General features: G+C 71.0%; 22 protein-coding genes and 2 pseudogenes. 6 read left to right on the forward strand and 18 right to left on the reverse strand.

Annotated features, from left to right (window positions below; genetic code table 11):
- Nucleotides 1-213 precede the first annotated feature (213 nt).
- From ACWC09_RS34830 to ACWC09_RS34840, 3 genes and pseudogenes are all read left to right on the forward strand, one after another.
- Nucleotides 214-423, forward strand: a pseudogene (locus ACWC09_RS34830) (transposase); the annotation flags it as partial.
- 7 nt (nucleotides 424-430) lie between these two features.
- Nucleotides 431-1,381, forward strand: a pseudogene (locus tag ACWC09_RS34835) (zinc-dependent alcohol dehydrogenase); the annotation flags it as partial.
- A complete protein-coding gene (locus tag ACWC09_RS34840; protein WP_450854979.1) occupies nucleotides 1,378-1,758 on the forward strand; it encodes a hypothetical protein in 381 nt (126 codons plus the stop codon). The pseudogene ACWC09_RS34835 and the gene ACWC09_RS34840, both read left to right, overlap by 4 nt.
- A gap of 31 nt (nucleotides 1,759-1,789) precedes the next feature.
- Here ACWC09_RS34840 and ACWC09_RS34845 read toward each other — a convergent pair whose 3' ends face one another.
- Nucleotides 1,790-3,460 (reverse strand): serine/threonine-protein kinase, encoded by a 1,671-nt coding sequence (locus tag ACWC09_RS34845; RefSeq protein ID WP_450854932.1) that lies wholly within the window; start codon nucleotides 3,458-3,460, stop codon nucleotides 1,790-1,792.
- A gap of 432 nt (nucleotides 3,461-3,892) precedes the next feature.
- Here ACWC09_RS34845 and ACWC09_RS34850 point away from each other — a divergent pair, with 432 nt between their 5' ends.
- Nucleotides 3,893-4,267, forward strand: coding sequence for a TetR/AcrR family transcriptional regulator (locus tag ACWC09_RS34850; protein WP_450854933.1), 375 nt, complete (start codon nucleotides 3,893-3,895; stop codon nucleotides 4,265-4,267).
- Nucleotides 4,268-4,345: 78 nt separating this feature from the next.
- Here ACWC09_RS34850 and ACWC09_RS34855 read toward each other — a convergent pair whose 3' ends face one another.
- The 14 genes from ACWC09_RS34855 to solA all read right to left on the reverse strand — a co-directional run bounded on the left by ACWC09_RS34855 (nucleotide 4,346) and on the right by solA (nucleotide 19,704).
- Complete coding sequence (locus ACWC09_RS34855; protein ID WP_450854934.1) at nucleotides 4,346-5,380, reverse strand: CU044_5270 family protein; 1,035 nt, start codon at nucleotides 5,378-5,380, stop codon at nucleotides 4,346-4,348.
- Nucleotides 5,377-5,982 (reverse strand): RNA polymerase sigma factor, encoded by a 606-nt coding sequence (locus tag ACWC09_RS34860; protein WP_450854975.1) that lies wholly within the window; start codon nucleotides 5,980-5,982, stop codon nucleotides 5,377-5,379. The genes ACWC09_RS34855 and ACWC09_RS34860 overlap by 4 nt, the downstream gene beginning before the upstream one ends.
- Before the next feature lie 540 nt (nucleotides 5,983-6,522).
- Entirely contained in the window at nucleotides 6,523-7,806 is a 1,284-nt protein-coding gene (locus tag ACWC09_RS34865; RefSeq protein WP_450854935.1) for an NAD(P)/FAD-dependent oxidoreductase, read from the reverse strand.
- A 65-nt stretch (nucleotides 7,807-7,871) separates the two neighbouring features.
- Entirely contained in the window at nucleotides 7,872-8,537 is a 666-nt protein-coding gene (locus tag ACWC09_RS34870; protein ID WP_450854936.1) for a haloacid dehalogenase type II, read from the reverse strand.
- A gap of 68 nt (nucleotides 8,538-8,605) precedes the next feature.
- Nucleotides 8,606-9,559, reverse strand: a complete 954-nt coding sequence (locus tag ACWC09_RS34875; protein ID WP_450854976.1) for an aldo/keto reductase — start codon at nucleotides 9,557-9,559, stop codon at nucleotides 8,606-8,608.
- Nucleotides 9,560-9,600: 41 nt separating this feature from the next.
- Complete coding sequence (locus tag ACWC09_RS34880) at nucleotides 9,601-11,061, reverse strand: aldehyde dehydrogenase family protein (protein WP_450854937.1); 1,461 nt, start codon at nucleotides 11,059-11,061, stop codon at nucleotides 9,601-9,603.
- Nucleotides 11,058-12,011, reverse strand: a complete 954-nt coding sequence (locus ACWC09_RS34885; protein WP_450854938.1) for a succinylglutamate desuccinylase/aspartoacylase family protein — start codon at nucleotides 12,009-12,011, stop codon at nucleotides 11,058-11,060. Before ACWC09_RS34885 ends, ACWC09_RS34880 begins: the two co-directional genes overlap by 4 nt.
- A 23-nt stretch (nucleotides 12,012-12,034) precedes the next feature.
- On the reverse strand, nucleotides 12,035-13,426 hold the full coding sequence (locus ACWC09_RS34890; RefSeq protein ID WP_450854939.1) for an aminotransferase class III-fold pyridoxal phosphate-dependent enzyme: 1,392 nt from the start codon (nucleotides 13,424-13,426) through the stop codon (nucleotides 12,035-12,037).
- Nucleotides 13,423-14,289 (reverse strand): ABC transporter permease, encoded by an 867-nt coding sequence (locus ACWC09_RS34895; protein WP_450854940.1) that lies wholly within the window; start codon nucleotides 14,287-14,289, stop codon nucleotides 13,423-13,425. Before ACWC09_RS34895 ends, ACWC09_RS34890 begins: the two co-directional genes overlap by 4 nt.
- The gene (locus tag ACWC09_RS34900; RefSeq protein WP_450854941.1) at nucleotides 14,286-15,206 is read right to left on the reverse strand and encodes an ABC transporter permease; all 921 of its coding nucleotides are present in this window, start codon (nucleotides 15,204-15,206) and stop codon (nucleotides 14,286-14,288) included. Before ACWC09_RS34900 ends, ACWC09_RS34895 begins: the two co-directional genes overlap by 4 nt.
- Nucleotides 15,207-15,211: 5 nt before the next feature.
- Nucleotides 15,212-16,357, reverse strand: coding sequence for an ABC transporter ATP-binding protein (locus tag ACWC09_RS34905; protein ID WP_450854942.1), 1,146 nt, complete (start codon nucleotides 16,355-16,357; stop codon nucleotides 15,212-15,214).
- Complete coding sequence (locus ACWC09_RS34910) at nucleotides 16,350-17,450, reverse strand: ABC transporter substrate-binding protein (protein ID WP_450854943.1); 1,101 nt, start codon at nucleotides 17,448-17,450, stop codon at nucleotides 16,350-16,352. The genes ACWC09_RS34905 and ACWC09_RS34910 overlap by 8 nt, the downstream gene beginning before the upstream one ends.
- A gap of 122 nt (nucleotides 17,451-17,572) precedes the next feature.
- Nucleotides 17,573-18,568, reverse strand: coding sequence for a succinylglutamate desuccinylase/aspartoacylase family protein (locus ACWC09_RS34915; RefSeq protein ID WP_450854944.1), 996 nt, complete (start codon nucleotides 18,566-18,568; stop codon nucleotides 17,573-17,575).
- A 2-nt stretch (nucleotides 18,569-18,570) separates the two neighbouring features.
- Nucleotides 18,571-19,704 carry an N-methyl-L-tryptophan oxidase gene (gene solA / locus ACWC09_RS34920; RefSeq protein WP_450854945.1) on the reverse strand — a complete coding sequence of 378 codons (1,134 nt, stop codon included), beginning with the start codon at nucleotides 19,702-19,704 and terminating at the stop codon, nucleotides 18,571-18,573.
- Nucleotides 19,705-19,964: 260 nt separating this feature from the next.
- On the opposite strand from solA, the gene ACWC09_RS34925 reads away from it, so the two are divergent.
- The gene (locus tag ACWC09_RS34925; protein ID WP_450854946.1) at nucleotides 19,965-20,711 is read left to right on the forward strand and encodes an IclR family transcriptional regulator; all 747 of its coding nucleotides are present in this window, start codon (nucleotides 19,965-19,967) and stop codon (nucleotides 20,709-20,711) included.
- A 273-nt stretch (nucleotides 20,712-20,984) separates the two neighbouring features.
- On the opposite strand, the gene ACWC09_RS34930 is transcribed toward ACWC09_RS34925, so the two are convergent.
- From ACWC09_RS34930 to ACWC09_RS34940, 3 genes are all read right to left on the reverse strand, one after another.
- Nucleotides 20,985-22,424 carry an NAD-dependent succinate-semialdehyde dehydrogenase gene (locus ACWC09_RS34930; protein ID WP_450854947.1) on the reverse strand — a complete coding sequence of 480 codons (1,440 nt, stop codon included), beginning with the start codon at nucleotides 22,422-22,424 and terminating at the stop codon, nucleotides 20,985-20,987.
- Nucleotides 22,425-22,509: 85 nt separating this feature from the next.
- The gene (locus tag ACWC09_RS34935; RefSeq protein ID WP_450854948.1) at nucleotides 22,510-22,830 is read right to left on the reverse strand and encodes an FAD-binding oxidoreductase; all 321 of its coding nucleotides are present in this window, start codon (nucleotides 22,828-22,830) and stop codon (nucleotides 22,510-22,512) included.
- Nucleotides 22,827-24,092, reverse strand: coding sequence for an aspartate aminotransferase family protein (locus ACWC09_RS34940; RefSeq protein WP_450854949.1), 1,266 nt, complete (start codon nucleotides 24,090-24,092; stop codon nucleotides 22,827-22,829). The genes ACWC09_RS34935 and ACWC09_RS34940 overlap by 4 nt, the downstream gene beginning before the upstream one ends.
- Nucleotides 24,093-24,416: 324 nt before the next feature.
- On the opposite strand from ACWC09_RS34940, the gene ACWC09_RS34945 reads away from it, so the two are divergent.
- A complete protein-coding gene (locus tag ACWC09_RS34945) occupies nucleotides 24,417-26,099 on the forward strand; it encodes a PucR family transcriptional regulator (RefSeq protein WP_450854977.1) in 1,683 nt (560 codons plus the stop codon).
- The last annotated feature ends 38 nt before the right edge of the window (nucleotides 26,100-26,137 follow it).

A 26,137-nucleotide genomic window follows, 5' to 3' on the forward strand; every position in this document is an offset into this window, starting at 1 on the left:
CTGGAACGAGAACCCGCAGCCCTTCACCTGGACTAAAACGGCCGACGAGATCCTCAACTCCCTCGCCGACTACCTCACCAAGGTCGGAACCACCGGCCAGAAAGCAGAGTAGAACTAACCCTCAGGATTTCTGGCGCAGCACACTAGTAGGGCTTGGTCAGGTGCGTTTGCCGGTGGCGTGTCCGGTTGAGGGGCTGTGTCGTTGACCGGTGTGTGGCACTTGGGGACTTGGATGAAGTCCGGTGCGGTCTGGAGGACTTCACGGCGGATGTGTTCGAGCCGTTCGCGCGGGCGGATCAGCGCCGGTGGGGCGGCGTCTATCTGCGGGGACTGCTGCTGGACGGGCAGCGGAAATCGGTGGAGCCGACGGCCGCCCGGGTGGGTGAGGACGGCAACCGCCAGGCCCTGGCCACTTCATCACCACCACGGCCAGGAGGCGATCGTCGCCCCGGTGGCCGCCACCTCCTGCGACGTCGACTCCGCGATCCTGGCCGGCCACGGCTTCATCGACCCGCCCTTCGCGCTGGGCCACGAGTGCGTGGCCCGGGTCGTCGAGACCGGCGACACCGTCACCACCGTCTCCCCCGGCGACCTCGTGGTCGTCCCCTGGTCCATCAACTGCGGCACCTGCGACAACTGCCGCACCGGACTGACCGCCCACTGCACGGCCGTACCGCCCATGGCCTTGTACGGCGCCCCCATCGGCGGCAGCTGGGGCGGACTCTTCTCCGACCTGGTCAGCGTCCCGTACGCGGACGCCATGCTCGTACCGCTACCGGACGGCCTCGACCCCGTCGCCATGGCCTCGGCCAGCGACAACTGGTCCCTGTCCGGGCGCCTGGTCGCACCCCACCTCAAGTCTCGCCCCGGCGCCCGGGTCATGGTCGTCGCACGCGGCAGCATCGGACTGTACGTCTGCGACATCGTCCGCGCGCTCGGCGCTTGGGACGTCCTCTACGTCGACCCGGACCCCGAACACCGCAAGCTCGCCCAGGGCTTCGGCGCCCGTACCGCCGAAACACTCGAACCCGTCCGGCACGGGTTCGACATCGCGGTGGAGGTGACGGGCCGCGTCGACCAGCTCGCACTGACCGTCAAGTGCCTTGCCCCGGAAGGCATCTGCGAGTCCGCGGGCAACCACTTCCGCCCCGGCGAGCTGCCCCTGCTCGACATGTACCTCACCGGCGTCACCCTGCGCGTCGCCCGCGACAACGTGCGCAATCACATCCCCGACGCCCTCGAACTCGCCGCCTCGGGAAAGGTGCCCCCCGAACGTGTCGTCTCCCACGTCCTCAACTGGAAGCAACTCCCCGACGCTCTGCCCGAGAAACACCTCAAGCCCGTTTTCGTACGGGACCTGTCACACGGAGAGGCCCGATGAACCTCCCCGGCACGACCAGCACAACCCCGAAACAACCGGAGGATGCCTCACTGGAACACCAGCGAGCGGCGATCGCCGCCCTCGGCCATGAACTGCGGACGCTGGAGATCACCGTGCGCACCGCGACCTCGGCCGAGGTCCTGCACCGCGTGGCGGGTGAAATCCGCAGGCTCCACGGGCAGTTGACCGGACGCCGCCGTACTCCCGCCGAGATCCCCCTGGAGGACGTGTTTCCCGGCGGCGTACGGATGTACAACCTGGCCACCGGACCCGGCAGCCCCGTCGCCCCACCGAGGCGGGTGACGGCGGCGTCGTCGGCCACTGCACCCTCGGCATCGTCCACGAAGGCCCTCCGGGCTTCGGCCACGGCGGCATGAGCGCCATGCTGCTGGACGAACTGATGCCCGCTCAGTTCTCGGCGGGGTTCACGTCGACGACCTTGCCCTTGGTGTCAGTCCTCAGGTATCCCCCCCGGCTGTACTTGTCGGAGAGGTAGACACCCAAGCCGAACTCGGGGTAGAAGGCGTTGGGCATCATCACCATGATGTACCGGCTCTCCGGGTCCTTGACGTTGAGCTTCTTGTCCGCCTCTTTCATCAGCGTGGGAACCTTGTCCCAGTTGAAGCGTTCAGGAGTGAACGGCTTGTCGAGGCTGGTCAGGCTGCCGTCGATGATGCCTTTCTCCACGCCTTTGCCCGGGCGGTAGGTGTAGCTCTCGTACGCGACGTTGCTGCCGTTGACCATCACTCTCGCCAACACGTAGTCCGAGTAGACGACGAAGTAGCCGAACCGCTTGCGGCCGGTCTCCTTCTCGATCGCCTTGATGGCGGTGCGGATGTTGTCCGGAGTGAGCATGTCCGTGTTCGCGGACTGTGTCGCGGAGTCCTGCGACTTCCGGGAGACGGGAGTGGCGCTCGGCGAGCTGGTCGCGGTGGAGGTCGAGCCGCCCGCGCCCGCCGAGTCGTTGCCGCCCAGCGGCAGCACCCACCACATCAGGGCGAGGACCCCGACGAGCGAGGTTCCCGAGAGGCTGAGCAGGACGGGTCGGGCGGGACCGCGTCGGCGGGGCCCGGTCGCGGGGGCGGTGGGCGCACCGGCCGGAGCGCCGCCGTAGGGGACGAAGGTGGGCGGGGAAGCGGGGTTTCCCGGGTGGGTCGTCGGGACGGACGGGGGCGCCGGCGGGGTCAGCTGGTACGACGTTGGCTCGTCCCGTGTGCTTGCGTGGCCGGTCGGATCCGCCTCGATCTCGGCCAGGCGGCGGTCGAGCACGGCGGCGGACAGGCGCGCCGCGGGGTCGCGTACGAGGACATCCATCAGGACCGCGCCCAGGGGGCCGGCTTGTGTCGGTGGCGGGACGTCCTCGTGGAGGACCGCGGCGAGGGTGGCCAGGGTGGTGCCCCGGCGCAATGGGTGGCGGCCCTCGACGGCGATATACAGCATCATCGCAAGGGACCACAGGTCGGAGGCGGCTCCGCCCTCGTTGCCGGTTATGCGCTCGGGTGCCATGAAGTCGGCCGTGCCGATGATGGAGCCGGTGGCGGTGAGGTTGGTCGTCTCGCGGATCGCGGCGATGCCGAAGTCGGTGAGGACGGGTCGCCCGTCGGGCCGGAGCAGGACGTTGGCGGGTTTGACGTCCCGGTGCTGGATGCCGGCGTCGTGCGCCGCGGTCAGCGCCGCGAGGACGCCGCGGCCGATCCGTGCGGCCTCGGCCGGGTGCATGGGTCCACGGGCCAGGCGGTCGGCCAGAGAGCCGCCGGCGACCAGCTCCATCACGAGCCACGGGTACGTGCCTTCGCCGCCATCGACGATGTGGTGGATGGTGACGACGTTCGGGTGGTCGATCCGGGCCAGGGCCCGAGCCTCGCGCAGGACGCGTTCGCGCAGCATCCGTGCGCTGTCGGGGTCGTACTCGGCGAGGTCCCGGTCGGGTGGGCGGACCTCCTTGACCGCCACGAAGCGGTGCAGAACCAGGTCCCTGGCTCGCCAGACCGTGCCCATCCCACCCCCGCCGAGGCGGGCCTCCAACTCGAAGCGCCCGTCGACGACTCGTCTGGCGGGACTTCCTTCTGCCTCACTCATGGGCGGGAGCTTAGTTGGCGCCGACGACATCGCTCTCCTGCCCCGCTACCGGACGCAACGGACTCCGTCCACCGGTGCGCATACGCCTCTCCCCCACTCGTCCGCGGTCCTTGGCGGGCATGTCGACCCAGGGCCGCGCGCGTCAGGAGACCCAGCAGTGTCGAGGGAAGGAGAAAGCGACTCGGCGCTGATCCGGCCGATGTGCAGCGCGGGGAATTGCTCCGCGTTGGCGCGTGTGAGCAGCAACAACGCACTGGGCGCTGAACGCGGACTCAGGAGCCAGCCGATCCGGTGAACTCGCCAGACCCGTTGGCCGGCGTGGTGGCGGGTCAGGTCCCTGGCGAACGCTCGGGAGGGCGTCGCCGGGCCGGCGTCCCGCACGGTCTGATCTCGTGTCAGTTCTCTTCCACGCAGCGGCTGTTCGTCGCCGCGGTGCCCGCGAACCGTGACCTGCAGCGCGTGGCTGCCGGGGATCCGGCGTCACTGCCCGACCGGATCGCGCACGGCTTCGTACGGCGGATGGAGACCGATGCCGTGGGCGATCCTCTCGTCGCTCTCGTGCGCAGTGCCGCGTGCGACGAGGGTGCCGCCACTCATCTGCTGGCCGCGATGCAGGAGCACAGCGTCGCCGTGTACCGATCGGTGCTCTCGCCCGACGCACCGGCAGCACCCGGTGACGCCATGGACGTTCGTGTGGAGCTGGTGGGGTCGTATCCGATCGGAGTGACCTTCAGCCGGTACATCGCGCGCACCGAACCGCTCGCCTCGATGCCGGCCGAGCAGCTCATCGAACACGTCACCCGCTAGCACGCATTCAAGGCAGCAACCACGCGCACGTGATGGGCGGGCTCGACCAAAGTGCCGGGCCCGCCCATTCCACGTCCGTTACCCAGCGGCAGGCGACTCGCCGGCCTTGTCGACCACGGCATGCTCCAACTCGGCGCTGCTGGAGAGCAGTGTGCCGGACTCTCCGTAGGACTCGTCCTTGGTGAGGTAGCTGCGGGAGCCGAGGAAGGCGTAGTCCTTCTTGTCGAAGACCCACTCGGTCCTGATGCCGTAACGGGTGTCGTCACGGGCGATGCCGAGGCCCTGGCGGCCGATGGCGTCGCGCGCCTTCGGGGCCGGGGTGACACCGGGGATCTTCGCCGCGGCCCGGTAGAGGGCGGCAGCGGTGCGGGGCGGCATCACCCCGCCGAGCAGCGAGCCGATCTGCTCGAACACCGCCTGGTCGCGCTCGCGGCCCTGGGCGTGGGGGGTCTTCGCGTACAGGTAGGTCAGCAGCTTGTCGGGGTCGGTGGGCAGGGAGCTGAGCCAGTGGTAGGTGGGCCGGTTGATGCCGGCCGCCGTGCCGTGAGTGTCGCCGAGTTCGGCGTTGATGGGGAAGGTCTCACCGTCTTCCCGGATCAGACCGAGCTTGAGCAGACGCCCCGGCTCCTGGGCGTTCCACACCTCACGGTCCGTCAGCGGGCCGAGTACGGCTTTCCCGGTGGTCAGGTCGGCGCCGCGGGTCTTCTCCTTGATATAGACGAACTGATCGTCCCGCACGGTGGGGGCAGGGTGTTCCCCGGCGGCGGCGGAGATCCGGTCGAGGAGGGCCGCGGCAGGCTGCATGTCCGTGGCCGCGCCGTGCGAGGCGGTGCCGGAGGACCCCGTGCCGCTGTCGGTCAGGGCGATTCCCGCGGTCAGTGCGCAGGCCAGGGCCAGCGCGGTCGCCGGCGCCAGGAGCGCGGGGCGCAGCAGTCGACGGGCCGGCCGGGTACGTACGGCCTGGTCGCGGTCGATGGTGTGCATCAGTAGTTCCTTGTGACGAAGGTGCTGCTCGCGCGGAACGTCCCAGTCGGCCGGGGGCGGTAGCAGGCGGGCGATCTCCTCGCGGTCGCCGCGCCGCTCCCGGGAAGTGGAGGTGGTCCTGTCCTTCATGTGAGCTCCTCCCGCACGGGCAGGGCCGCGATTGCGGCCGCACTTGTCATCTCTCCGCGGGCAGAGCCCGGTTCCAGGTTTTCTTCCGCGAGACGGGCGAGCCTCTTGCGGGCACGCGAGAGCCGGGAACGCACGGTCCCGACCGCGATGCCCAGAGCCTCGGCCGTCTGCTGGTAGTCCAGGCCGGCCCACACGCACAGGGCCAGCACCTCCCGCTCCTGGCGTCTGAGCCGGTCCAGGGCGACCTGAACGGCACGCAGGCGGCGGGCATCATCGATGCGTCCGGCCAGCTGGGGCGCGAAGTCCTCCACACTCGGCGGCGGGGGCTGACGCGCCAGGAACAGCTGGCGCCTGCGCAGGCTCCGCCGGGCGTTGTCCGCCTTGTGGGTGGCGATGCCCAGCAGCCAGGGCAGCAGGGAACCGCCGTCCTCCCGTACACGCGTGCGCGTGCGCCACGCGGCCAGGAACGTCTCGGACATGATCTCTTCGGCTGTCGACCAGTCGCCGGTCAGGCGCAACGCGTGGTTGTACACGGCGCGGGCGAACTCCTCGTACAGCTGGGCGAACGCCGCGCGGTCCCCCTCGCGCACGCGGCGGCGCACCTCGTTCTCTGAGTCCTTCACACCCTCTTCTCTCCACGAAGGGGGTGGAGTTCCTGTGGTCTGCGTCACCTGTCGGCACGACTGCTCAAGGGAATCGTGTCAGGCGGGCATCCCGCGCTCGGCACGGGCGTCGAGGCCAGGACACCCTCGCCGGTGGCGATATCGACCATCCGTCGGGTCGCACGCCTTGCAGCGGTGCCGGCCGCCGGTGCGGCGGCGCGATGAAGTGGGTCACCGCCGCCACGGACACACCCTGCTCCCCGAGGGAGTCGAGCGGCTCCGGGGTGAAGTGCCGTGCCGCGGACGGGAAGAGCGTGGCGCCGGGGGCGGGTGGCGATGGACGTCTGGTAGTACTCGGGATCCTCCGGGTCCTTGTCCTGGTAGTCGGGGTACGCGTTCTGGCCGGCTTGGGAGAGGAGGTCCATGCCTCGAGCACCGGGTCGCGGCCGTCGCAGCCGACTGGGAGCCCGTCAGGGTCCGGTGGCCCGTGTGCGGAAAGGTCGTCCGGTCCTGGCTCCAGGGACCGTCCGCGCCCTCGCCTCAGCGCAGCTTGTCCATGGCCTTGTAGTAGGCGCCTCCGAACGGCAGGAACCAGGCCGTGCCGTTGTAGAAGGGCACGGGGACCTTCGGGAAGCCGAGGCCGCGCAGTGGGTTGGCCTCCGGCTTGCCGTCCATCATCTCGGCGATCGCGCTGCCCATGTACGTGGCCATCTGGACGCCGTGTCCGCAGTAGCCCATGGAGTAGTACAGGCCGTTCGCCTCGCCGGCGTGTGGCAGGCGGTCCCAGGAGAACCCGACCATGCCGCCCCACACGTAGTCGATCCGCACATCGGACAGTTGCGGGAAGATCTCCGCCATCTCCCGCTTGAGGATGTCTCCGCTCTTGACGTCGGAGGTCGGGTTGGACGGCGCGAAGCGGGCCCGGCCGCCGAAGGCGAGACGGTGGTCGGGGGTGAGGCGGATGTAGTGGCCGATGTTCTTGGAGTCGACCACCAGGCGTGCGTTGGGGATGAGTTCGCGGGCGCGTGCCTCGCCGAGCGGCTCGGTGACGACGATGAAGCTGCCGACGTTGATCAGCCGCTTGCGGAACCACGGCATCGCCTTGTCCGTGTAGGCGTCGGTGGCGGCCATGACCTGCCGGGCGCGGATCGTGCCGTGCAGGGTCTCGACTAGGAAGCCGCCGTCCGGGAGGCGGGTGAGGCCGGTGGCCGCGTTGCGTTCGTGGATCTCCGCGCCGGCGCGTTCGGCGGCCTCCGCGAGGCCGTGGAGGTACTTGCCGACGTGCAGGCCGGCGCTGAGCGGGTCGAGCAGGGCACCGTGGTAATAGTCCGAGTCCAGCTCCGATTTCAGCTCGCCGCGGCTCAGGAGCCGGGTGTCGTGGCCGAAGTTTTCGGCCAGGTCGCGCTGGGTGGCCCGCATCGCCTCGAGGTGCTGCGGTTTGAAGGCCACACCGAGACGGCCCGCACGGTTGAAGTCGCAGTCGATCCGCTCCTTCTGTGTCAGCTCCTCCACGACGTCGACGGCCTCGCGGAAGGCGTCGTACAGCTCGCGGGCCCGCTCCTGGCCGAAGCGCCTGCGGGCCTCCCCGACACCGATGGTGATGCCCTGGGTGCACATGCTGCCGTTGCGGCCGGAGGCACCCGAGCCGACCTTGTCCTTCTCGACGAGGACGGTGCGGGCGCCCTTGCGGGCGGTGTGGTAGGCGGTGGAAAGGCCGGTGAGACCGCCGCCGACGACCACCACGTCCGCCTCCTCGGGAAGGTCCTTGCCGGACCGGTCGGGCAGGGCGGGAGCGGTGTCGAGCCAGTAGGGGATCTGCTTCATGCTGTGCGTCCTCTGCGTTCTCTGTCCGGTGTCGCGGTGGCGCCTTGTCGCTGTGTCGCCGTGGGTCAGCAGCCGAGCAGCGCCGGCAGGCCCGAGAGGTCGGGCAGTTCGTCGTAGGGCTGGTAGGCGGTGCTGCCGGGGCGGCCGTAGCGGTTGATCCACACCCGGCGCCTCAGGCCCAGGTCGCGGGTCGGGATCTGGTCGTACTCCCAGCCCTGGGCGGTGTGGACGACCTGGGACGGCTCGACGCCGATGACCTTGAGGGCGTGCTCGAAGGTCTGGCGGTCCGGCTTGTACGCGCCGGCCTGCTGGGCGGTGATGACGTGGTCGAACTCGACGCCGATGTTCTCGACGTTCCGCGCGATCAGGTTGTCGTCGGTGTTGGAGATGATGGCGATCTCGTACCTGCCCTTCAGCGCGCGCAGGGCGTCCGGAACCTCTGGGAAGGGGCCGAAGGTGGGGACGGCGTCGACGAGGGCGTCCCCGTCGGAGGTGCGGTACTCCAGGCCGTGCAGGCGCATGGCGTTGCGCAGGCTGGAGTGCAGTATCTCGTGGTAGGGGCGGTAGGCCTCCAGGACGGCCTGGAAACGCATGACGCGGAAGTCGTCGAGGAACTCCTGGACGTCCAGGTTGTCGAGGTCCAGCCGGTCAGAGAGGACCTTCAGGGTGGTGGGGCCGAGCTGGAAGTCGATGAGTGTGCCGTAGGCGTCGAAGGTGACGATCTCTCGCATGGGGGTTCTGCCTCGATTCACGGATTACCGGGGGCGTTGGCGTTGATGCCGGCGGGGGGGTGAGTGCCTCAGACGACGCGTTCGCCGGGGGTGACGATCGCGTCGAGTGCGGCCAGGTCGGTCGCGTCGGGGATCCAGTCGGCCGCCGCCGCGTTCGCGGTGACCTGCTCGGGGGTCATGGCGCCGCAGATGACGGAACCGACGGCGGGGAGTGCGGCGAGTGCGCCCACGGCTACCTGGAGGAGGGTGAGTCCGCGTTCGGTGCCGTACGCGGTGAGGGCCTCGACGCGGTCGAGGGCCGCCTCGGTGAGCCAGCCCTGCCGCCAGGAGAGCCGGCTGCCGGGCGGCGGGCGCTCGCCGCGCCGGTACTTGCCGCTGAGCAGGCCGTTGGCCAGCGGGTAGTACGGCAGCAGGCCGACGCCGTGGCGCAGACAGGCCGGGATCAGGTCCCGCTCCGCGGCTCGGTCGAGCAGGTGGTAGCGGGCCTGGGTGGAGACGAAGGCGTCGGTGAGTTGCTCGGCCGGGAGGTTGGAACAGCCGATGTAGCGGATCTTGCCCTCTGTCACCAGTTCCCGCAGTGCGGCCACCGTTTCCTCCAACGGGGTGACGCCGTCCGGCTCGTGGTACTGGTACAGGTCGATCCGGTCGGTGCCGAGGCGGCGCAGCGATGCCTCGACGGCGTGGCGGAGGTAGCCGCGGGAGCCGCGCGGTCCGTGCCGTTCGGCCTCCCCTCCTTCCGCGCGGGGGGACATCTCCATGCCGAACTTGGTGGCCAGGACGACATGGTCGCGGTGACCCTTGAGAGCGGCGCCGAGGAGGCGTTCGCCGTCGCCGCGCGAGCCACCGCGCTCGCCGGACCCGCCGTACATGTCGGCCGTGTCGAACAGGGTGATCCCGGCGTCGAGGGCGGCGTGGACGACCGCTTTCGTGGCGTCCTCGTCCAGGCGGGAGCCGAAGTTGTTGCCGCCGACGCCGACGACGGAGACGGTCGGGCCGCGATCGCCCAGCGTGCGGTACCTCATGACCGGGGGCTTCATGGGCGGGCCCTTCAGGGGCGGGTACGTCATGGCCGGTCTCCGAAGCCGATGCAGACGTTCTTGGTCTGCGTGTAGCTCGCGAGGGCCTCCAGGCCCTTCTCCCGGCCCCAGCCGCTGTGCTTGTAGCCGCCGAACGGCAGCTCGACGCCGGTGCCCACGCCGGTGGCGTTGACGTAGACCTGGCCGGCCCGGATGCCCTCGGCCAGGCGCATCGCCTTGTCGATGTCACGGGTCCAGACGTAGGAGGACAGGCCGTAGGGGCTGTCGTTGGCGATGTCGAGGGCCTCGTGCGCGTCGTCGAAGTCGAGGACGGTCACCACCGGGCCGAAGATCTCCTCACGGGCGCAGCGCGCCTGGTTGGTCAGGCCGGTGAGGACGGTCGGCTCGATGTAGTAGCCGTCGGCCATCTCCGGGTCGGCCGGCGCGCCGCCGCCGACGCGGACCGTCGCGCCCTCCTGCCGGGCCAGGTCGAGGTAGCCCAGTACCCGGTCGCGCTGCCGGGCGGCGACCAGCGGACCGATGTCCGGGTCGGACGGACCGGGACCGACCCGCAGGGCTGCGACCTTCTCCACCAGTCGGTCCAGGAACTCTTCGGCGCCGCGCTGGAGGAGCAGCCGGGTGCCCGCCGAACACATCTGTCCCGCGTTGCTGAACGAGGCACCCATGATGGCCTGGAGCGCCAGGTCGAAGTCGGCGTCGGCGAAGACGACGAAGGGCGACTTGCCGCCCAGCTCGGTGACGGAGGGCACCACGTTGGCGGCGGCCGCTTGGGCGACCTTGATGCCGGTCGGTACCGAGCCGGTGAAGGTGACCTGGTCGATGCCCGGGTGCCCGGCGAGGGCCGCGCCCGTCTCTCCGTCGCCGGGGACGACGTTCAGCACGCCCGGCGGCAGCCCGCACTCCAGCGCGATCCTGCCGATCTCCAGCGGGGTGAGCGGGGCCTCGGGCGACGGTTTGAGCACCACCGTGCAGCCCGCGGCCAGCGCCGGGGCGGAGCCCCTTGCGGTGTTCTGGAGGGGGTAGTTGAACGGGATGATCTGGCCGGAGACGCCGATCGGTTCGCGGACCGTGTAGTCGATCAGGCCGGGGCCGAGGGGGATCGTGGAGCCGCCGAGCTTGTCGGCGAAGCCCGCGTAGAACTCGAAGTAGCGGGCGGCGGCCTCGACATCGGCCTTCGCCTGGCTCAGCGGCTTGCCGGTGTCCCGTGACTCCAGGCAGGCCAGTCGCTCGCCCTCGCCGCGGATGGCGTCCGCGATGCGCAGGAGCAGCCGGCCCCGGTCGGCGGCGCGCATCCGGGCCCACTCGGGTGCGGTGAAGGCGGCTCGCGCGGCGGCCACCGCCTGGTCCACGTCGGCCGGGCCGGCCAGCGCCACCTGGGCGATGGCCGTCCCGTCGGACGGGTCGAGGACGGTGAAGGTACGTCCGTCGGCGGCCGGGACCCGCTTGCCGTCGATCAGCAGTTCCGTCGGTTCGGGTGCGCCGGTCACGGCCGGATCTCCCCCTGCACCTCACCGAAGATGACGACCTCGTCGCCCGGCCGGACCGTGCGGATCCGGCGTACCCAGAGCACGACGCCGTCCTGCGGGGCGCGGACCTCCTCCAGCGTGTTGCCGTAGTGGTCGACGACGTGGGCGATCAGGTCGCCCTCCTTGCAGTTCTCCCCCGGCTCGGCGTGCCCGACGAAGAAGCCGCCTGCGGCCGAGCGGGCGAAGGTGCCGGAGACGGTCGTGTAGGCGTCGCGCAGTGTCGCCTCGCCGTCGGTCATGCCGAGCTGCCGCATGATGTTGCGCACCGAGTCGATGTGCAGGGCGACGGTCTGCTCGCGGTAGGTGCCGCCGCCGGCCTCGATGGTGATGGCGGGCTTGCCCGCGGCGAGGGTGGGATGGCGGACCGTGCCGCCCCACTTGCCGCCCTTCCAGACCAGCTCGTGCCCGGCGGCCAGGGCGAGGTCCGTGGCCAGCTCCTCGTAGCCGCCCTGCAGGATGGCCAGCGGGGCGATCTCACCGAAGGTGCCGCCGGTGTGCAGGTCCACGAGCGCGTCGATGGCGGGCACGACCTGCTCGACGAAGGTGGCGGCCAGCCGCAGGGAGTACGAGCCGTCCGCGTCGCCGGGGAAGATCCGGTTGAGGTTCAGGTGGTCCAGGCCGCTGGTGCGGGCGGCCGCCTCGAAGGCCGGGGTGTTCATGCAGGGGATGCCGACGAGGGTGCCGCGCAGGGAGGCCGGGTCGGTCTCGGCGAGGACGCGGCGGATCGCCTCCTGGCCGTCGTACTCGTCGCCGTGCACACCCGCGTCGACGCACAGGACCGGGCCGTCCTGGGCACCGTTGACGACGATCAGGGGGATGCCGAGCTCCACACCGTAGGTGCTGGTGCCGACCGGGATGAGGCCCTGGGCGCGCTCGCCGGGGGCGACGGTCAGCGAACCGATGGAGTACATGTCATTCCTTTCAGCAGGCGGCGTCACAGGCGGGCGGACGCCTCGTCGAGGGTGGTGGCGAGGATGTCGGCGATACGGTCGAGCAGATGGCGGTCGCTGATCAGCGGGGGCGCGATCTGGACCAGCGGGGCGGCGCGGTTGTAGACGCGGGACATGAGCCCGGCCTCGCGCAGTCGGCGCGGGATCAGGTCCGCGATGAGGCCGGCCCGGGCGGGGTCGCTGAAGCCGCCGTCGTCGAGGTCGCCGACGAGTTCGCAGGCGTAGAAGAACCCGGCGCCGCGCACGTCCCCGACGATCGGCAGGTCGGTCAGAGACGCCATCCGCCCTGCCAGGTGGTCCTGGAGGCCTCGGACGTTGTCCAGGATCCGGTCGCGCTCCATGATCTCCAGGCTGCGCAGGGCGATGGCCGCGCTGAGCGGGTGACCGGCGAAGGTGTAGCCGTGGTTGAGGACCGCGCCGGGCCGGTTGATGACCTCGGTGACCTTGGTGCCGACGAGCGTCGCGCCCATGGGGGCGTATCCGGCGGTGATGCCCTTGGCGATGGTGACGATGTCGGGACGGGCGCCGTAGCGGTCGCCGCCGAACCACTCGCCGAGCCGGCCGAAGGCGGTGATGACCTCGTCGGCGACGAGCAGGAAGCCGTGACGGTCGGCCAGCGCCCGCAGTCCCTCCCAGTAGCCGGCGGGCGGGGTGATGCAGCCGCCGCGGTTCTGCACCGGCTCGGCGATGAGCATGGCGATGGTCTGCGGGCCCTCGGCCAGGATGGCGGCCTCCAGCTCCGCCAGGAGACGGGCGGTGAACACCGCGTCGTCGGCGTACTCCGGGGCCGGCGGGAACCGGTTGGTGTTGGCGACGAACCGTGTCTCGATCGCGCCGGGGCCGTACGGCTCGCGCAGTCCGGGATCGTCCGTCAGGGAGAGGGCGCCGATGGTCAGCCCGTGGTAGGCGCCGCGCCGGGCGATCGCCTTCACCCGTCCCGGTTCGCCGTTCAGGGCGTGGTAGCGGCGGGCGATCTTCCAGGCGGTCTCGACGGCTTCGGCGCCGCCGCCGGAGAAGAAGGTGTGCTCGATGTCGACGGGGGCGATGCGGGAGAGGCGTTCGGCGAGTTCGATGGCGGTCGGGTGCGCGGAGGCGGACCACAGCGGGCTGAAGCACAGCTCGCGCAGCTGCTTGTCCGCGGCCTCGGCGAACTCGGGGGCGTAGGAGTAGCCGAGCTGGCAGCAGTACAGACCGGACAGGCCGTCGATGTAGCGTCTGCCGTCCGCTCCGTGGATGTACGGGCCCTCTCCGCGCCGGACGACGAAGAGGTCGTCGCCGTCCGTGCCGACGGAGCCGTTCGGGGTCATGTTGAGCAGCAGGTGCCGGGCCGCCGAGGCGGACAGGTCCGTGCCCGGGGTGCGGGTGCTGGTGGTCATGGGGTCTCACTTCCGGCGGACAGGCCCACGGCGGGCTCGGTGGGCAGCAGGCCGTCCTGTCTGCCGGAGCCGCCGAGCCTGCGCGCCACCGCGACCAGCGCGAGCGCGACGACGGCCACGGCGATGAGGATCGCGCTGACGGCGGTCACCGACGGGTCGACGTTGTACTGGAGGACGTTGAACACCTGGACCGGCAGGGTCACGGTGTCCACGGAGGACAGGAACTGCGAGATGAAGAACTCGTCGAAGCTGGTGATGAAGGAGAAGATGCCGGCGGCCACGAGTCCGGGCAGGGCCAGCGGGAGGGTGACCCGCCGCCAGACGGTCAGCCGGCCGGCGCCCATGCTGGCGGCCGCGTCCTCCAGCCGCTCGTCGATGCCCTTCAGGGTGGCCATCAGGATCATCACGGCGATCGGCGAGGCGAGCACTGTGTGGCCGAGGGCGATGGCGATCGGGCTGCCGAGCATCGCGGCCGGTTCGAAGAGCAGGAACAGGCCCAGGGCGATGACGACCTGGGGGATCACCAGCGGAGCGAGGATCAGGCCGTAGACGGCCGAGCGCAGGGGCAGTTCGCTGCGCACCAGTGCCGTGGCCGCGGTCATGCCGAGGACGAGGGAGAAGACCGTGGTCAGCGCCGCCACCAGGGCGCTGAGCGAGAGCGCGGCGGGCCACTTGCTGCCGTCGGCGAACAGCTGCTTGTACCAGCCGAACGTCCAGGCGCTGGGCGGGAAGTCGCCGAAGGCGTCCTTGCCGAAGGAGGTGACGACGATGACGACGATCGGCAGCGCCAGGAACAGCAGGATCAGGGTCGCGAGCACCGTGAGGGTGATGCGTCCGGCGAGGGTGGGGCGAAGCTCGATCACGAGGCCGTCCCCCGGTTCCTGAGGGCCTCGCCGGCCGACTTCAGCAGCCTGAGCAGCAGCAGTCCGGCGAAGGTGAGCAGCAGCAGGATGATGCCGAGGGCCGAGGCGCCGTTCCACTGGTTCTGCTTCATGACCTGTTCGTCGATGAGCGAGGCGACCATGGTCTGCTTCTCGCCGCCCATGAGGGCGGGGGTCAGGTAGTAGCCGAGGCAGAGGATGAAGGACAGGACGCCGGCGTTGACCAGGCCGGGCGCGACGAGGGGGACGTAGACGCGGCGGAAGATGGTGATGCGCCCGGCTCCCATGCCGGCCGCGGCGGCGAGCAGGCGCCGGTCGATGCCCTTCATCACCGCGTACAGCAGCAGGACGGTGTACGGCAGCATCACGGCGGTGGTGCCGATGACGACTCCGGTCTCGTTGTAGAGCAACTGGAAGGGCGCGCCGGGGAAATGCAGGTCGGTCAGGACGTTGTTCACCACGCCGTTGTCGCCGAGCAGGATGATCCAGCCGTAGGTGCGCACCAGGGCGCTGATGAAGTGCGGGACGATCACGACGAGCATCGCCAGTCCCGCCCACAGGGGTGTGAGCCGGGAGATCGCGGAGGCCAGGGCGAATCCGACGACCAGGGCGAGCAGGGAGGTCTCGGCGGAGATCCGCAGGGTGGTGAGGAGGATCTCCAGGTTGGCGCCGCGGAAGGCGTCGGCGTACCAGTGCAGGGTGAGGCCGCCGTCCTCGCCCTTGAGGCTCAGCATCAGGGTGCTGAAGATCGGATAGACGAAGAGGATCAGCAGGTAGACGACGACGGGCGCGGCGTTGACCAGTCCGAAGCGGGTGCGGCGGTCGGACAGCGCGCGGACCGGCCGTTTCCTGCGGGCCGCCGGCGTGGCGGAGCCCGACGCGGGAGCGAGCACGGCCATGGTCGTCACCCCCCGTCTTCCGCGTCGGGGAAGACGCTGACGTTCTCGGGGTCCGCGGTGATGCCGACGCTCTCACCGACGGCCGGGGCACGTCCGGCGGGCAGTTCCAGTCGTACGGGCTCGGTCGCCGCACCGCCGGCCGGTCGGACGGTGACGCGCACGAGGGTGCCGACGTAGGTGACGGTCTCGACCGTCCCCGTACAGAACCCGTCGTCGGGCGCGCACAGGACGAGCCGGCCCGGCTGCACGGCGGCCCGGACCCGGGCTCCCTCCGCGCCCGGCCGCGGGCGCGCCGTCAGCACACCGCCGGTGTCGAGCCGTACGAGGGTGTGCGTGGACGTGAGCTGTTCCACCTGGCCCGGCAGGAAGTTGGCAGCGCCTAGGAAGTCGGCGACGAAGGGGGTGCGCGGGCGCTCGAAGAGTTCCCGCGGGGTGTCGAACTGGTCGATCCGGCCGTCCCGCATCACCGCGATCCGGTCGGACAGGACCAGTGCCTCCTCCTGGTCGTGGGTCACGTAGATGACGGTCAGTCCGAGTTCCCGCTGGATGCCCTTGATCTCGGTCTGTAGCTGGTCGCGCAGTTTCTTGTCGAGTGCGCCGAGCGGCTCGTCCATGAGGATCACCGGCGGCCGGTAGACCAGCGCCCGGCACAGCGCGACGCGCTGCTGCTGGCCGCCGGACAGCTCGCGCGGGCGGCGCCGGGCCAGGGCGGACAGCCCGGCCATCTCCAAGGTCTCGCCGACCCGGCGGCGCTGCTCCGCCCGGGACACGCCCCGCAGCTGCAGCGGAAAGGCGACGTTCTCCCAGACGGTCATGTGCGGGAAGAGCAGGTACTGCTGGAAGACGAAGCCGAGGCCGCGTTTCTGCGGGGCCAGCCGGGTCACGTCCCCGCCGCCGACGACGACACTGCCGGAGTCCGGCTCGCAGAATCCGGCGATCATCATCAGGGTGGTGGTCTTGCCGGAGCCGGAGGAGCCGAGGAAGGTGACGAACTCGCCCGCCGCGATCTCCATCGAGACCTCGTCGACGGCCGTGACTGCGCCGTAGGTCTTGCGAAGTGCCGTCACGGTGAGGGGTTTTCCGGTGCCGGCCGCCGCCTCCGGGGCCGCGAGCGACTGCTCGGGCACCACGTTCAGCTTCAGCTCAGGCATGTGTCCACTCCTGCCAGCGCTTCGACACCGCGTCCTGGTTCTTGATCCACCACTCGACGTCCAGGTCGAAGCCGGACTCCAGGTGCGCGGGCGAACTGCCCAGGTTGGCGGCCGTCTTGGCGGAGAGTTTCTTGTAAGCGGCGGGCACCGACGGGGCCATGGGGTAGATCTCGGCGTAGGCGGCCTGCACCTCGGGACGCAGCGAGAAGTCGATGAGCTGGTAGGCGGCGTCCAGGTTGGCCGCGCCCTTGGCGATACCGAGGGCGTTGCTCTGCCGTCGCGCGCCGTTCCACTGGTAGGCGAGGGGCGCGCCGCCTTTGATCAGGGCGTCCAGCCGACCGTGCCACACGCTGGAGGCGTCGACCTCCTTGCGGCCGAGCAGGACGCCGGGCAGGGCGCCGGTGTCCCAGAACTTCCGCACGTGGGGCTTGATCTCGGTCAGCACCTTGAAGGCCCGGTCCACGTCGAGCGGGTAGAGCTTGTCCAGCGCCACGCCGTCGGCGAGGAGCGCGAACTCCAGCTCGGGCAGGTCGGCGTCCAGGGCCTGCAGGGCGCGGTTGCCGGGGAAGGCCTTGGTGTCCCAGAAGTCCGCCCAGGAGGAAGGCTTCTTTCCGCCGAACGCGTCCGTGCGGTACGCCATCACGCTGGCCCAGTAGTTCTTGCCGACCGCGTTGGAGGTGACGAGGTTCTTGGCGATGCCGGCCTTCTTGAAGTTCTTCAGCCGGTCGTAGTCGAGGGCCTGGGTGGCGTGCTCCTGCTGGAAGAGCACGAAGTCGGCCATCGAGTCGTCGATGACGTCGAACTGCGGGCGGCCCTGCTTGATCTGGGCGAGCATCTGGGCGTACTCGATGTTCACCACCTTGACCTGGATGCCGGTCTCCTTGGTGAACGGGTCGTAGATCGCCTGCTGGTTGGCGTCGCCGTAGGTGCCGCCGCTGTTGCGGACCACGAGGGTCTTGGAGCTGCCGCCGCTGCTGACGGACCGGCTGGTGCCGGTGCCGCAGGCGCTGAGCGACGTGGCCGCGGCTATGCCTGCGGCGACACCGCCGACGCTGCGCAGGAACCCTCTGCGGTCTGTCCGGACATCTCTCACCGGGTGCCTCCTGGTGGTGCGGTACGTGATGAGGGGAGCGTGGGAATGCGTGCGGGTGGGTCTCGTTCTGGCCGCGCGGGCAGGGGGTGCGGGGGGCGTTTGTGGGAGGGGCGGGGACGGGATCAGATGTCGCCGGAGTCCGTGGGGGCGGGGACGGCGATGGCGGCGAGTTCGGCTCCGGGGGCGACGGTCAGGCCGCGCATCCCGTAGAAGATCCGTCCACCGGTGGGAGCGAGGACCTCGTGCTCCTGGCCGTCGGCCGGGTCGATGACGCGACCGAGGGCCTCGCCTTCCGTCACGTCGTCCCCGGCGGTGAACTCGGGGTACCACAGGCCGGTGGCCTCGGCGGTGACGCCGGCGGCCCAGATCCACTCGCGCACGGGCGCCGTGTCCTCGGTCTTGGTCTTCAGGACACCGAGGCGCTCCAACAGGCCATACAGGCCCTCGACGAGGTGACGGGCGGCGTCCGGGTCGCGTTCGCCGAGCTGGCCCGTCTCGACGAGGACGGCCGGGATGCCCCGGCGGGCCGCCGCCGCGTGACTGTTGCCGCCGTCGGTGTTCAGGCCGAGGACGACGTCCTCGACGCCGAGGGCGCCGGCCATCCGCGCGGTCATGGCGTCGAGTTCGGGGTCGCCGGTGAGGCGGTAGCCGACGAAGTCCCTCAGCACCTCGTCGATCCCTCCGGAGTGCAGGTCGGCATAGGCGTCCGCGCCGTCGAGCAGGTGGGCGAAGAGCCAGGCCGCGAGCCGTTCGGTGGGGCTGCCGTCGGGGTCGCCGGGGAAGACGCGGTTGATGTTCACACCGTCGAGCGGGGAGACGCCGAGCCGGCCCTGGTACACGGCAGGCGGGTTGGCGACCGGGCAGACGACGACCTGGCCGTGCACCTCGTCGGGGTCCAGCAGCGCCGCGAGCCGGGTGGCCGCGTCGACGCCGGTGAACTCACCGCCGTGCACTCCCGCGGTGATGACGGCGCGGGGGCCGGGGTGGGCACCGTTGACCAGGGTCAGCGGGATGTCCACGGTGAGGGTGCCGAGGTCGGCGGGGACGGTGCCGCGGGTCTTGGTCCCGGGCTCGGCACGCAGGGCGCCGATGGCGAGGACGTCGGTCACAGCGGTCACGGTCACGCCTCCGCCCGGTCGAGGGTGGAGACGAAGTCGACGGGCTGCGGCGAGGTGCCGTCCAGCGCCAGGTCGGCCGCGATGTCGCCGAAGGCGGGCGAGAGTTTGAAGCCGTGGCCGGAGAACCCGGCGAGCAGCACCACGTTGTCGGCGCCGGGCAGCGGTCCGACCAGCGGGCGGCTGCTTTCCGTATAGCCCTCCATGTAGACCGAGAGCCTCGTCGGGTCGGGGTTCAGGTCCGGCATGTGGCGGGCGATCAGCTCGGTGAAGATCTCCAGTTCCTCCGGCTCGACGGTCCGCTCCAGACGGTTGGGGTCGCCGGCCGGGCGGTGCAGGGCCCGGGAGAGGCCGAGCTTGACGGAGATTCCGTCCGGGGAGGGCAGCCCGTAGCAGTGCGTGGGGGCGGTACGGATGAACGCGGGGCGTTGCTCTCCGGACCATGCGTCGGTGGTGGGCACGTACCAGGCGTTGATCAGACGGCGGATGTCCACCTCCCACGGGAGGTCGGGCAGCAGGTCGTTGACCCACGGGCCGACGGTGACGACGGCCGTGTCGAACCGCTCGCGGCCGGAGTCGGTGCGGATGTCGACGCCGCCCGCGACGGGGACGATCTCGCGGACCGCGGTGTAGCGGTGGATACGGGCGCCGAGCTGTTCGGCGCGGTGGGCGGCGGTCTGGATCGTCAGCTCGGGCCGGATGAAGCCGGCGTGGCGGTCCAGTACGGCCGCGTCGCCGTCCTCGATGCGGAACTGCGGGAAGCGCTTGGCCAGGGATTCGGTGTCGAGCACCTCGTGGTCGAGGCCGTGCTCGGCGATGGACTTCAGGACCGTGGCCATCTGCTGGTGCTCGGTGGGGCCCATCAGCAGGCATCCGGTCAGCCGCCGCAGCTCACGACCCGTCTCCCGCTGGAGTTCCTCCCACAGGGCGTCGGCGTGCTTCAGCAGGGGGACGTAGCGCGAGTCCTCGAAGTGGGCGCTGCGGAAGATCCGGGTCTCGCCGCCTGCCGCGCCGCGGTCGTGGCCCGGGGCGAAGCGGTCGTAGCCGACCACCTCGGCCCCTCGGGCGGCCAGGCGCCAGGCGGCCTGACTGCCCATTGTTCCGACGCCGACGACGGCGACGCGCTTGCTGGCAGACACGAGGGGGTTCCTTTCGTTTCCCGAGGCGTGAATGCTGAACGCCCGGTTTTCGGACTCCGTGATTCCGGTTGCACTGGGGGTCGGAGGTCGCCGGTTCGGACTTACCGGAGGGAGGGGGCTTCTGGTTGCCTCTTCCAAACCTCCGTGCCACAATGTGGAACGCTGTGCTAGAATCTGGCACGAGAATGGCAGCGGCGCAGAGGGGAGTCAAGGGGTGTACACGAGGAGAGCCGAGAGTTAACGGGGGAAATGAGATGGAAATGAAGAGCGTGACCAGGTCGTTGCGGATCCTGGAGGCCGTCGCACAGCATCAGCCGGTGACCGTGGGAGAGCTGACCAAACTCTTCGGGCTCCCGAAATCCACCGTGCAGCGCACGTTGGTCACTCTGAACGAGGCCGGATGGCTGCGGGCCAACCGCAAGGACACCACCCGCTGGGAGATCGGTGCGCGGGTACTCGCCGTCCGGCCGGCGGCGCTTCAGGGATCGAGCCTGTTCGCGGCCGCGCGCGAGCCCATGATCCGGCTGCGGGACACACTGAACGAGACCATCCACCTGTCGGTGCCGGACGCCCTGCAGTGCATGGTGGTCGTGGACCGGGTGGACTGCGACCACGCGGTGCGGACGTACTACGGCATCGGCGACACCTCGCCCCTGCACGCCACCGCCACCGGCCGGGCCGTCCTCGCGCATCTGCCGAAGGCCGATGTCGACGAGCTGGTCGAGCACGGGCTGGAGAAATTCGGTGCGGCCACACCGACGGACGCCGAACAGTTGCGGGCCGAGCTGGCCCGGGTGCGGGCCGACGGCTACTCCGTCAACCGCAAGCAGTACCGGCCGGACGTGTGTGCCGTGGCCGCCGCCATCCTGGACGAGGGCGGGACCCCCCTGGCGACGGTCGCCGTCTCCATGCCCGAGTCGCGCTACGACGAGGCACGGCTGCCGGAACTGGGGCGCCTGGTCGTGGAGACCGCGAAGGAGATCGCGGCGCGGCGCAACGGGGCCTGAGCGCTCCGCGCGGACGGCCGGGAACCGGCATCGCCGGGAACTCCCGTCGCAACCGCGCGGGCCGATCGCGGCCGAGAACCGCGGTCGGGACGGCGCGGGTCGACCGCGGCCGGACTTGTCCACGGGGCGAAGCGGCGCCGTGCCACAGCCCGGCATGTAGCGGCCGGGCTCGGACGACGGGCCGGTCCCCCGGTGCCCTGGTCGTGGCGAACGACCGGGCACCGGGCGGCCCGTCGCGGTGCGCGAGGCGGGGTGGTCAGGGCATGACCGCCGTCATCGCACGGGCACCGCGAGGTACTGGTACTCCAGGAATTCGTCGATCCCCACCCGGCCGCCCTCACGGCCGAGCCCGGACTGCTTGACGCCGCCGAAGGGCGCGGCCGGGTTGGACACGAGACCGGTGTTGAGGCCGACCATGCCCACCTCCAGGCGTTCGCTGACGCGCAGGGCGCGGTCGAGGCCCGCGGTGAAGACGTAGCCGACCAGGCCCCAGGGGGTGTCGTTGGCGCGGCGGACCACCTCGTCCTCGTCGTCGAAGGTGAGGATCGCCGCCACCGGACCGAAGATCTCCGTGGCCATCAGCCGACTGCCGGGGTCCACATCGGCGAGCACCGTCGGCGGATAGAAGGAGCCGGGCCCCTCCGGCGTACGGCCGCCCACCAGGGTCCGGGCACCCCGCTCCACCGCGTCGGCGACGAGTTCCTCGACCTTGGCCCGCCCGGCCGTGTCGATCAGCGGCCCGACGTCGACCCCGTCCCGGGTACCGGGCCCCACGACGAGGGCGCCCATGCGCTCGGCCAGTCGCCGCCCGAACTCCTGCGCCACCGACCGGTGCACGAAGAAGCGGTTGGCGGCGGTGCACGCCTCGCCCATGTTGCGCATCTTGGCGAGCATCGCCCCGTCCACGGCCGTGTCCAGGTCGGCGTCCTGGAAGACGATGAACGGCGCGTTGCCGCCCAGCTCCATCGACGTCCGTATGACCGTGTCCGCGCACTGCGCCAGCAGCAGCCGCCCGACCTGGGTCGAACCGGTGAAGGACAGCTTGCGGATCCGCCCGCCGCGCAGGAGCGGTTCGCACACCTCCCCCGCACGGGAGGTGGTGACGACGTTCAACACGCCGTCCGGGAGCCCGGCCTCCTTGAGGATCGCGGCGAGGGCAAGGCTGGAGAGGGGAGTCTGCGGGGCCGGCTTGAGCACCATCGTGCAGCCGGCGGCGACCGCCGGGCCGATCTTGCGGGTACCCATCGCCAGCGGGAAGTTCCACGGGGTGATCAGCAGACAGGGGCCGACCGGGCGCCGGGACAGCAGCATGCGGGTGCGGCCGTCGGGCAGGAGGCCGTAGCCGCCGTCGACCCGTACGGCCTCCTCGGAGAACCAGCGGAAGAACTCGGCCGCGTATGCCACCTCTCCTCTGGCCTCGGCCAGCGGCTTGCCCATCTCGGACGTCATCAGGCGGGCGAGCTCCTCGGTGCGTTCGAGGATGATCTCGTGTGCCCGGCGCAGAATCTCGCTGCGTGCCCGCGGTGCCGTGCGCGCCCATTCCTCCTGCGCCCGAACCGCCGCGTCCTCCGCGAGCCTGGCGTCCTTGGGGCCCGCGTCGGCGACGTGGCAGATGACCTCGCCGGTCGCGGGGTCCTCGACGGGCATGGTGGTGCCGTCCACGGCGTCCACCCAGGCACCGCCGATGAACAACTGCGTGGGTGTGTCGGTCATGAGGTGTCTCCTGGTCGGTCGGCGGCGGGGTCGAGCAGTTCCGCGAGATGCAGGGCGCGGACCCCTCGGTCGCCGGCGAGGTGGTCTATCTGTGTGGCGCAGCTGAAGCCGTCGGCCACGACGACGGTCGGGGTGTCCCGGTCGATGGCGTCGAGGCGCCCGCCATGCTGGTGCCGCCGCCCCGCGCGGTGACCGGAACGCCCGTCTCCCGGCAGACCCGCAGCACGGCGCACACATCGCCGGTCCCGCGGGGGAACACCACGGCCCGCGGCGGGACGCGGTAGTTGGAGGCGTCGTAGGCGTAGAGGCCGGTGGCGCCCGGGCCGGTTTCGACCCGCAGACCGGGGGCGGCCCGGGCGAGCCCGGCGACCAGCCGATCCAGGGCCGGGGTGGTGTCGGTCGTCACCGCGACCTTCCCGAAGTACCCGCCTCCACCGCGGCCGCCCACGCCTGGAGCCCGGCGTCGATGCCCGCCTCGTCGATCACCAGCGCCGGGATCATCCGCACGACCTGGTTCCAGGCGCCGCACAGCAACAGGAGCAACCCCTCGTCCACGGCGGCGCGCTGCACCCGGGCGGCCGTCTCGGGGTCCGGGCTGCCGTCCTCGGTGATGAACTCGGAGGCGAGCATCAGCCCCAGGCCGCGTACGTCCCCGATGGCCGGCGTCCGGCCGGCCACCTCCTCCAGACCCGCCCGCAGCCGTGCGCCCATCGCCTCCGCGTTGTCGACGAGCTTCTCCTCCCGTACGACGTCCAGCGTGGCGCAGGCCGCCGCGCAGGCCACGGCGTTGGCGCCGTACGTACCGCCCTGCGAGCCCGGCCACGCCTTGCTCATCAGCTCCTCCGAGGCGGCGATGCCGGACAGCGGGAAGCCGCTGGCCAGGCCCTTGGCGGTGACCAGGATGTCGGGGGTGACGCCGAAGTGGTCGTGGCCCCAGAACCGGCCGGTGCGGCCGACGCCGGTCTGCACCTCGTCGAGGATCAGCAGGAAGCCGTGGCGGTCGGCGCGTTCGCGCAGGCCCTCCAGGAAGGCGCGGGTGGCGGGGACGTAGCCGCCCTCGCCGAGCACCGGTTCGACGACGATGGCTGCCGTGTCGGCCGGTGAGGAGATGGTCTGGAGGGTGTAGTCGAGTTCCCGCAGGGCGAATCGGGTCGCGGTGTCCTCGTCCCAGCCGTAGCGGAAGGCCGTCGGGAACGGGGTGACCACCACTCCGCTCATCAGCGGGGAGAAGCCGGAGCGGAAGCGGACGCCGGAGGTGGTCATGGAGGCGGCGGCGACCGTGCGGCCATGGAAACCGCCGTGGCAGACAACGACGTTGGGGCGTCCGGTGGCCTGGCGGGCCAGTCGCAGGGCGGCCTCGACGGCCTCGCTGCCGGAGTTGGTGAAGAACAGACTGTCCAGGCCGTCGGGCAGGACCTCGCCGAGCTTGCCGACCAGGCGGCGCAGCGGCTCGTGCATGACGGTCGTGTACTGGCCGTGGATGAGCGTGCCCACCTGCTCCTGCGCGGCCGCCACCACCCTCGGGTGGCAGTGTCCGGTGCTGGTGACGCCGATGCCGGCGGTGAAGTCCAGGTAGCGGCGGCCGTCCTCGCCGTAGAGATGGATGCCCTCGCCCCGGACCGCCACGACGGGGGTGGCCTGGCGGAGGTGCGGCGACAGTGCGGTCATGGTGGTCTCCCGGCCCGTGCGGCGTCGTCGTACATGTCCGTGTCCCCCGAGCATCTCTGCGGCCCGGGACGCCGCCAATGCGTGATCTGTCCAGCCGGGAGGCGGTGTCCGGACGTTGTGTCAACCGGCTCCGCCCGCGGACCCGGTCCAGCGCGCTCCACGACCCTCCACTCGGGCCCCTTGCGCAGGTCAGCGGCGCTTGTCAGAGTGACGGGGCATTCCCCGCTCTCGACCTGGCTCTGGCGGGTGGACCCCTAGGGAGGCAGGGTGAGCGAGAACGATCACGCGGCCGCGGGGCCGGGCACCGACGACCTCGACGGTTCCGTGCCCGACCGGGGCAGGGACGCCGTCGGTCGGCCGCCCACCGTCGCCGACGTGCTGGCCCTGCCCGTCCTGGCCGCCGGACGGCCCCAGGTCGTCACCGGAGTGGGCCGTCTCGATCGGCCCGTCCGCTGGGTGCACATCACCGAACTGACGGACCCCGCCTCCTTCCTCAAGGGCGGCGAGCTCGTCCTGACCACCGGAATGCCCCTGCCCGAGGAGCCGGCGGGTGTGCGCCGCTACGTCGACGAACTCGCGGACATCGGTGCGGCGGCCCTGGTCATCGAACTGGTCCGCCGCTACCACCGCCCGCCCGACGCCCTGGTCCAGGCGTGCCAGGCCCGCGACCTGCCCCTCGTCACTCTGGCCGAGGACGTCAACTTCCTGGAGGTCACTCAGGTCGTCCATACGCTCCTCCTCGGCAACCAGGCCGAGGCGATGCGCCGTACCCAGCGCATCCATGAGGAGTTCACCGCCCTGACCCTGCGCGGCGCGGGCCCCGGGGACGTGGTGCGGACCGCGGCGGAGACAAGCGGCCGCACCGTCGTCCTGGAGAACCTGGCTCATCAGGCACTGGTCTGCGAGTCGTCGCGCGGCACGACGGAGATCGCCCTCAGCAGCTGGGAACAGCGGTCCAGGGCGACACCGCCCGTCGACCACGCGGGCGTATCCGGTCCGGAGGGTTGGCTCGTGGCCCCAGTGGAATACCAGGGCGAACGCTGGGGCCGGGTGGCCATGCTGCCGGCCCCGGCCTCGGCCTCGGCCTCTGACTCGGCTTCGGCTTCGGCTTCGGCTTCGGCTTCGGCTTCGGACTCTGACTCTGACTCGGCCTTCGGCCCCGAGGACATCACGGTGCTGGAGAGAACCGCGATGGCTCTCACCATCGCCCGTCTCATCCACCCCACGCCCTGGGAGCGCACCGCGCACCGCAACGTCCTGCGCGACCTCGTCGAACAGCGCCACCGCTCCCCCGCGGACGCCGACGCCCGAGTGGCCGCGCTGGGCCTGACCACGAAGGACTCCCACTTCATGGTCGTTCTGGCGGACATCCCGCACGAAGTCGACTCGGCGAAGACCGAGGCCTTCCTCTCCGAGGAGCTCAGGACGAAGGGCATCCAGGCCCTCGTCGGCCTGCTCGGCCCGACCCGCCTCGGCCTTCTCCTGTCCCTGCGCCCCGACCAGCCGTGGCGTCCCGTGGTCGAGCATCTGAGCCGCACCGCGCTGAACCTGGTACCGGGCACGACGGTGAGCGTCGGAGGAGAAGCCGCGGACCTCCCTGGCGTCGCCCGCTCCTTCCGGGAGGCGACCCGCGTGGCCGAGGCGATCGAGCCCGGCCGCCCTCTTCCGACCGGACGCTCCTATCACGAGAGCGCCGACATCGGCCTGCGCCGCCTCCTCTTCGCGCTCCGCGAGGACACCCGCGTCCAGAACTACGCCGAGCAGCAACTCGGCCGACTCGTCGACCACGACACCCGGCACGGCACCAGCCTGCTGGCGACCCTGCGCCACTACCTGGACGCCGCCGGCAACAAGACCACCGCCGCCCGCCACGGCAACGTCTCCCGGGAGACCGTCTACCAACGACTGCGCACCATCGAGCGGCTGCTCGACTGCGATCTCGAATCAGGCGAACGACGCACCGAACTCCACGTCGCTCTCACGGCTCTTGACGTTCTGCGTGGCTGAACCTTCCGCGGGGAGCGTGGAGACCGTGACCGCGGGAA

The sequence above is a fragment of the Streptomyces sp. NPDC001617 genome (assembly GCF_053596855.1).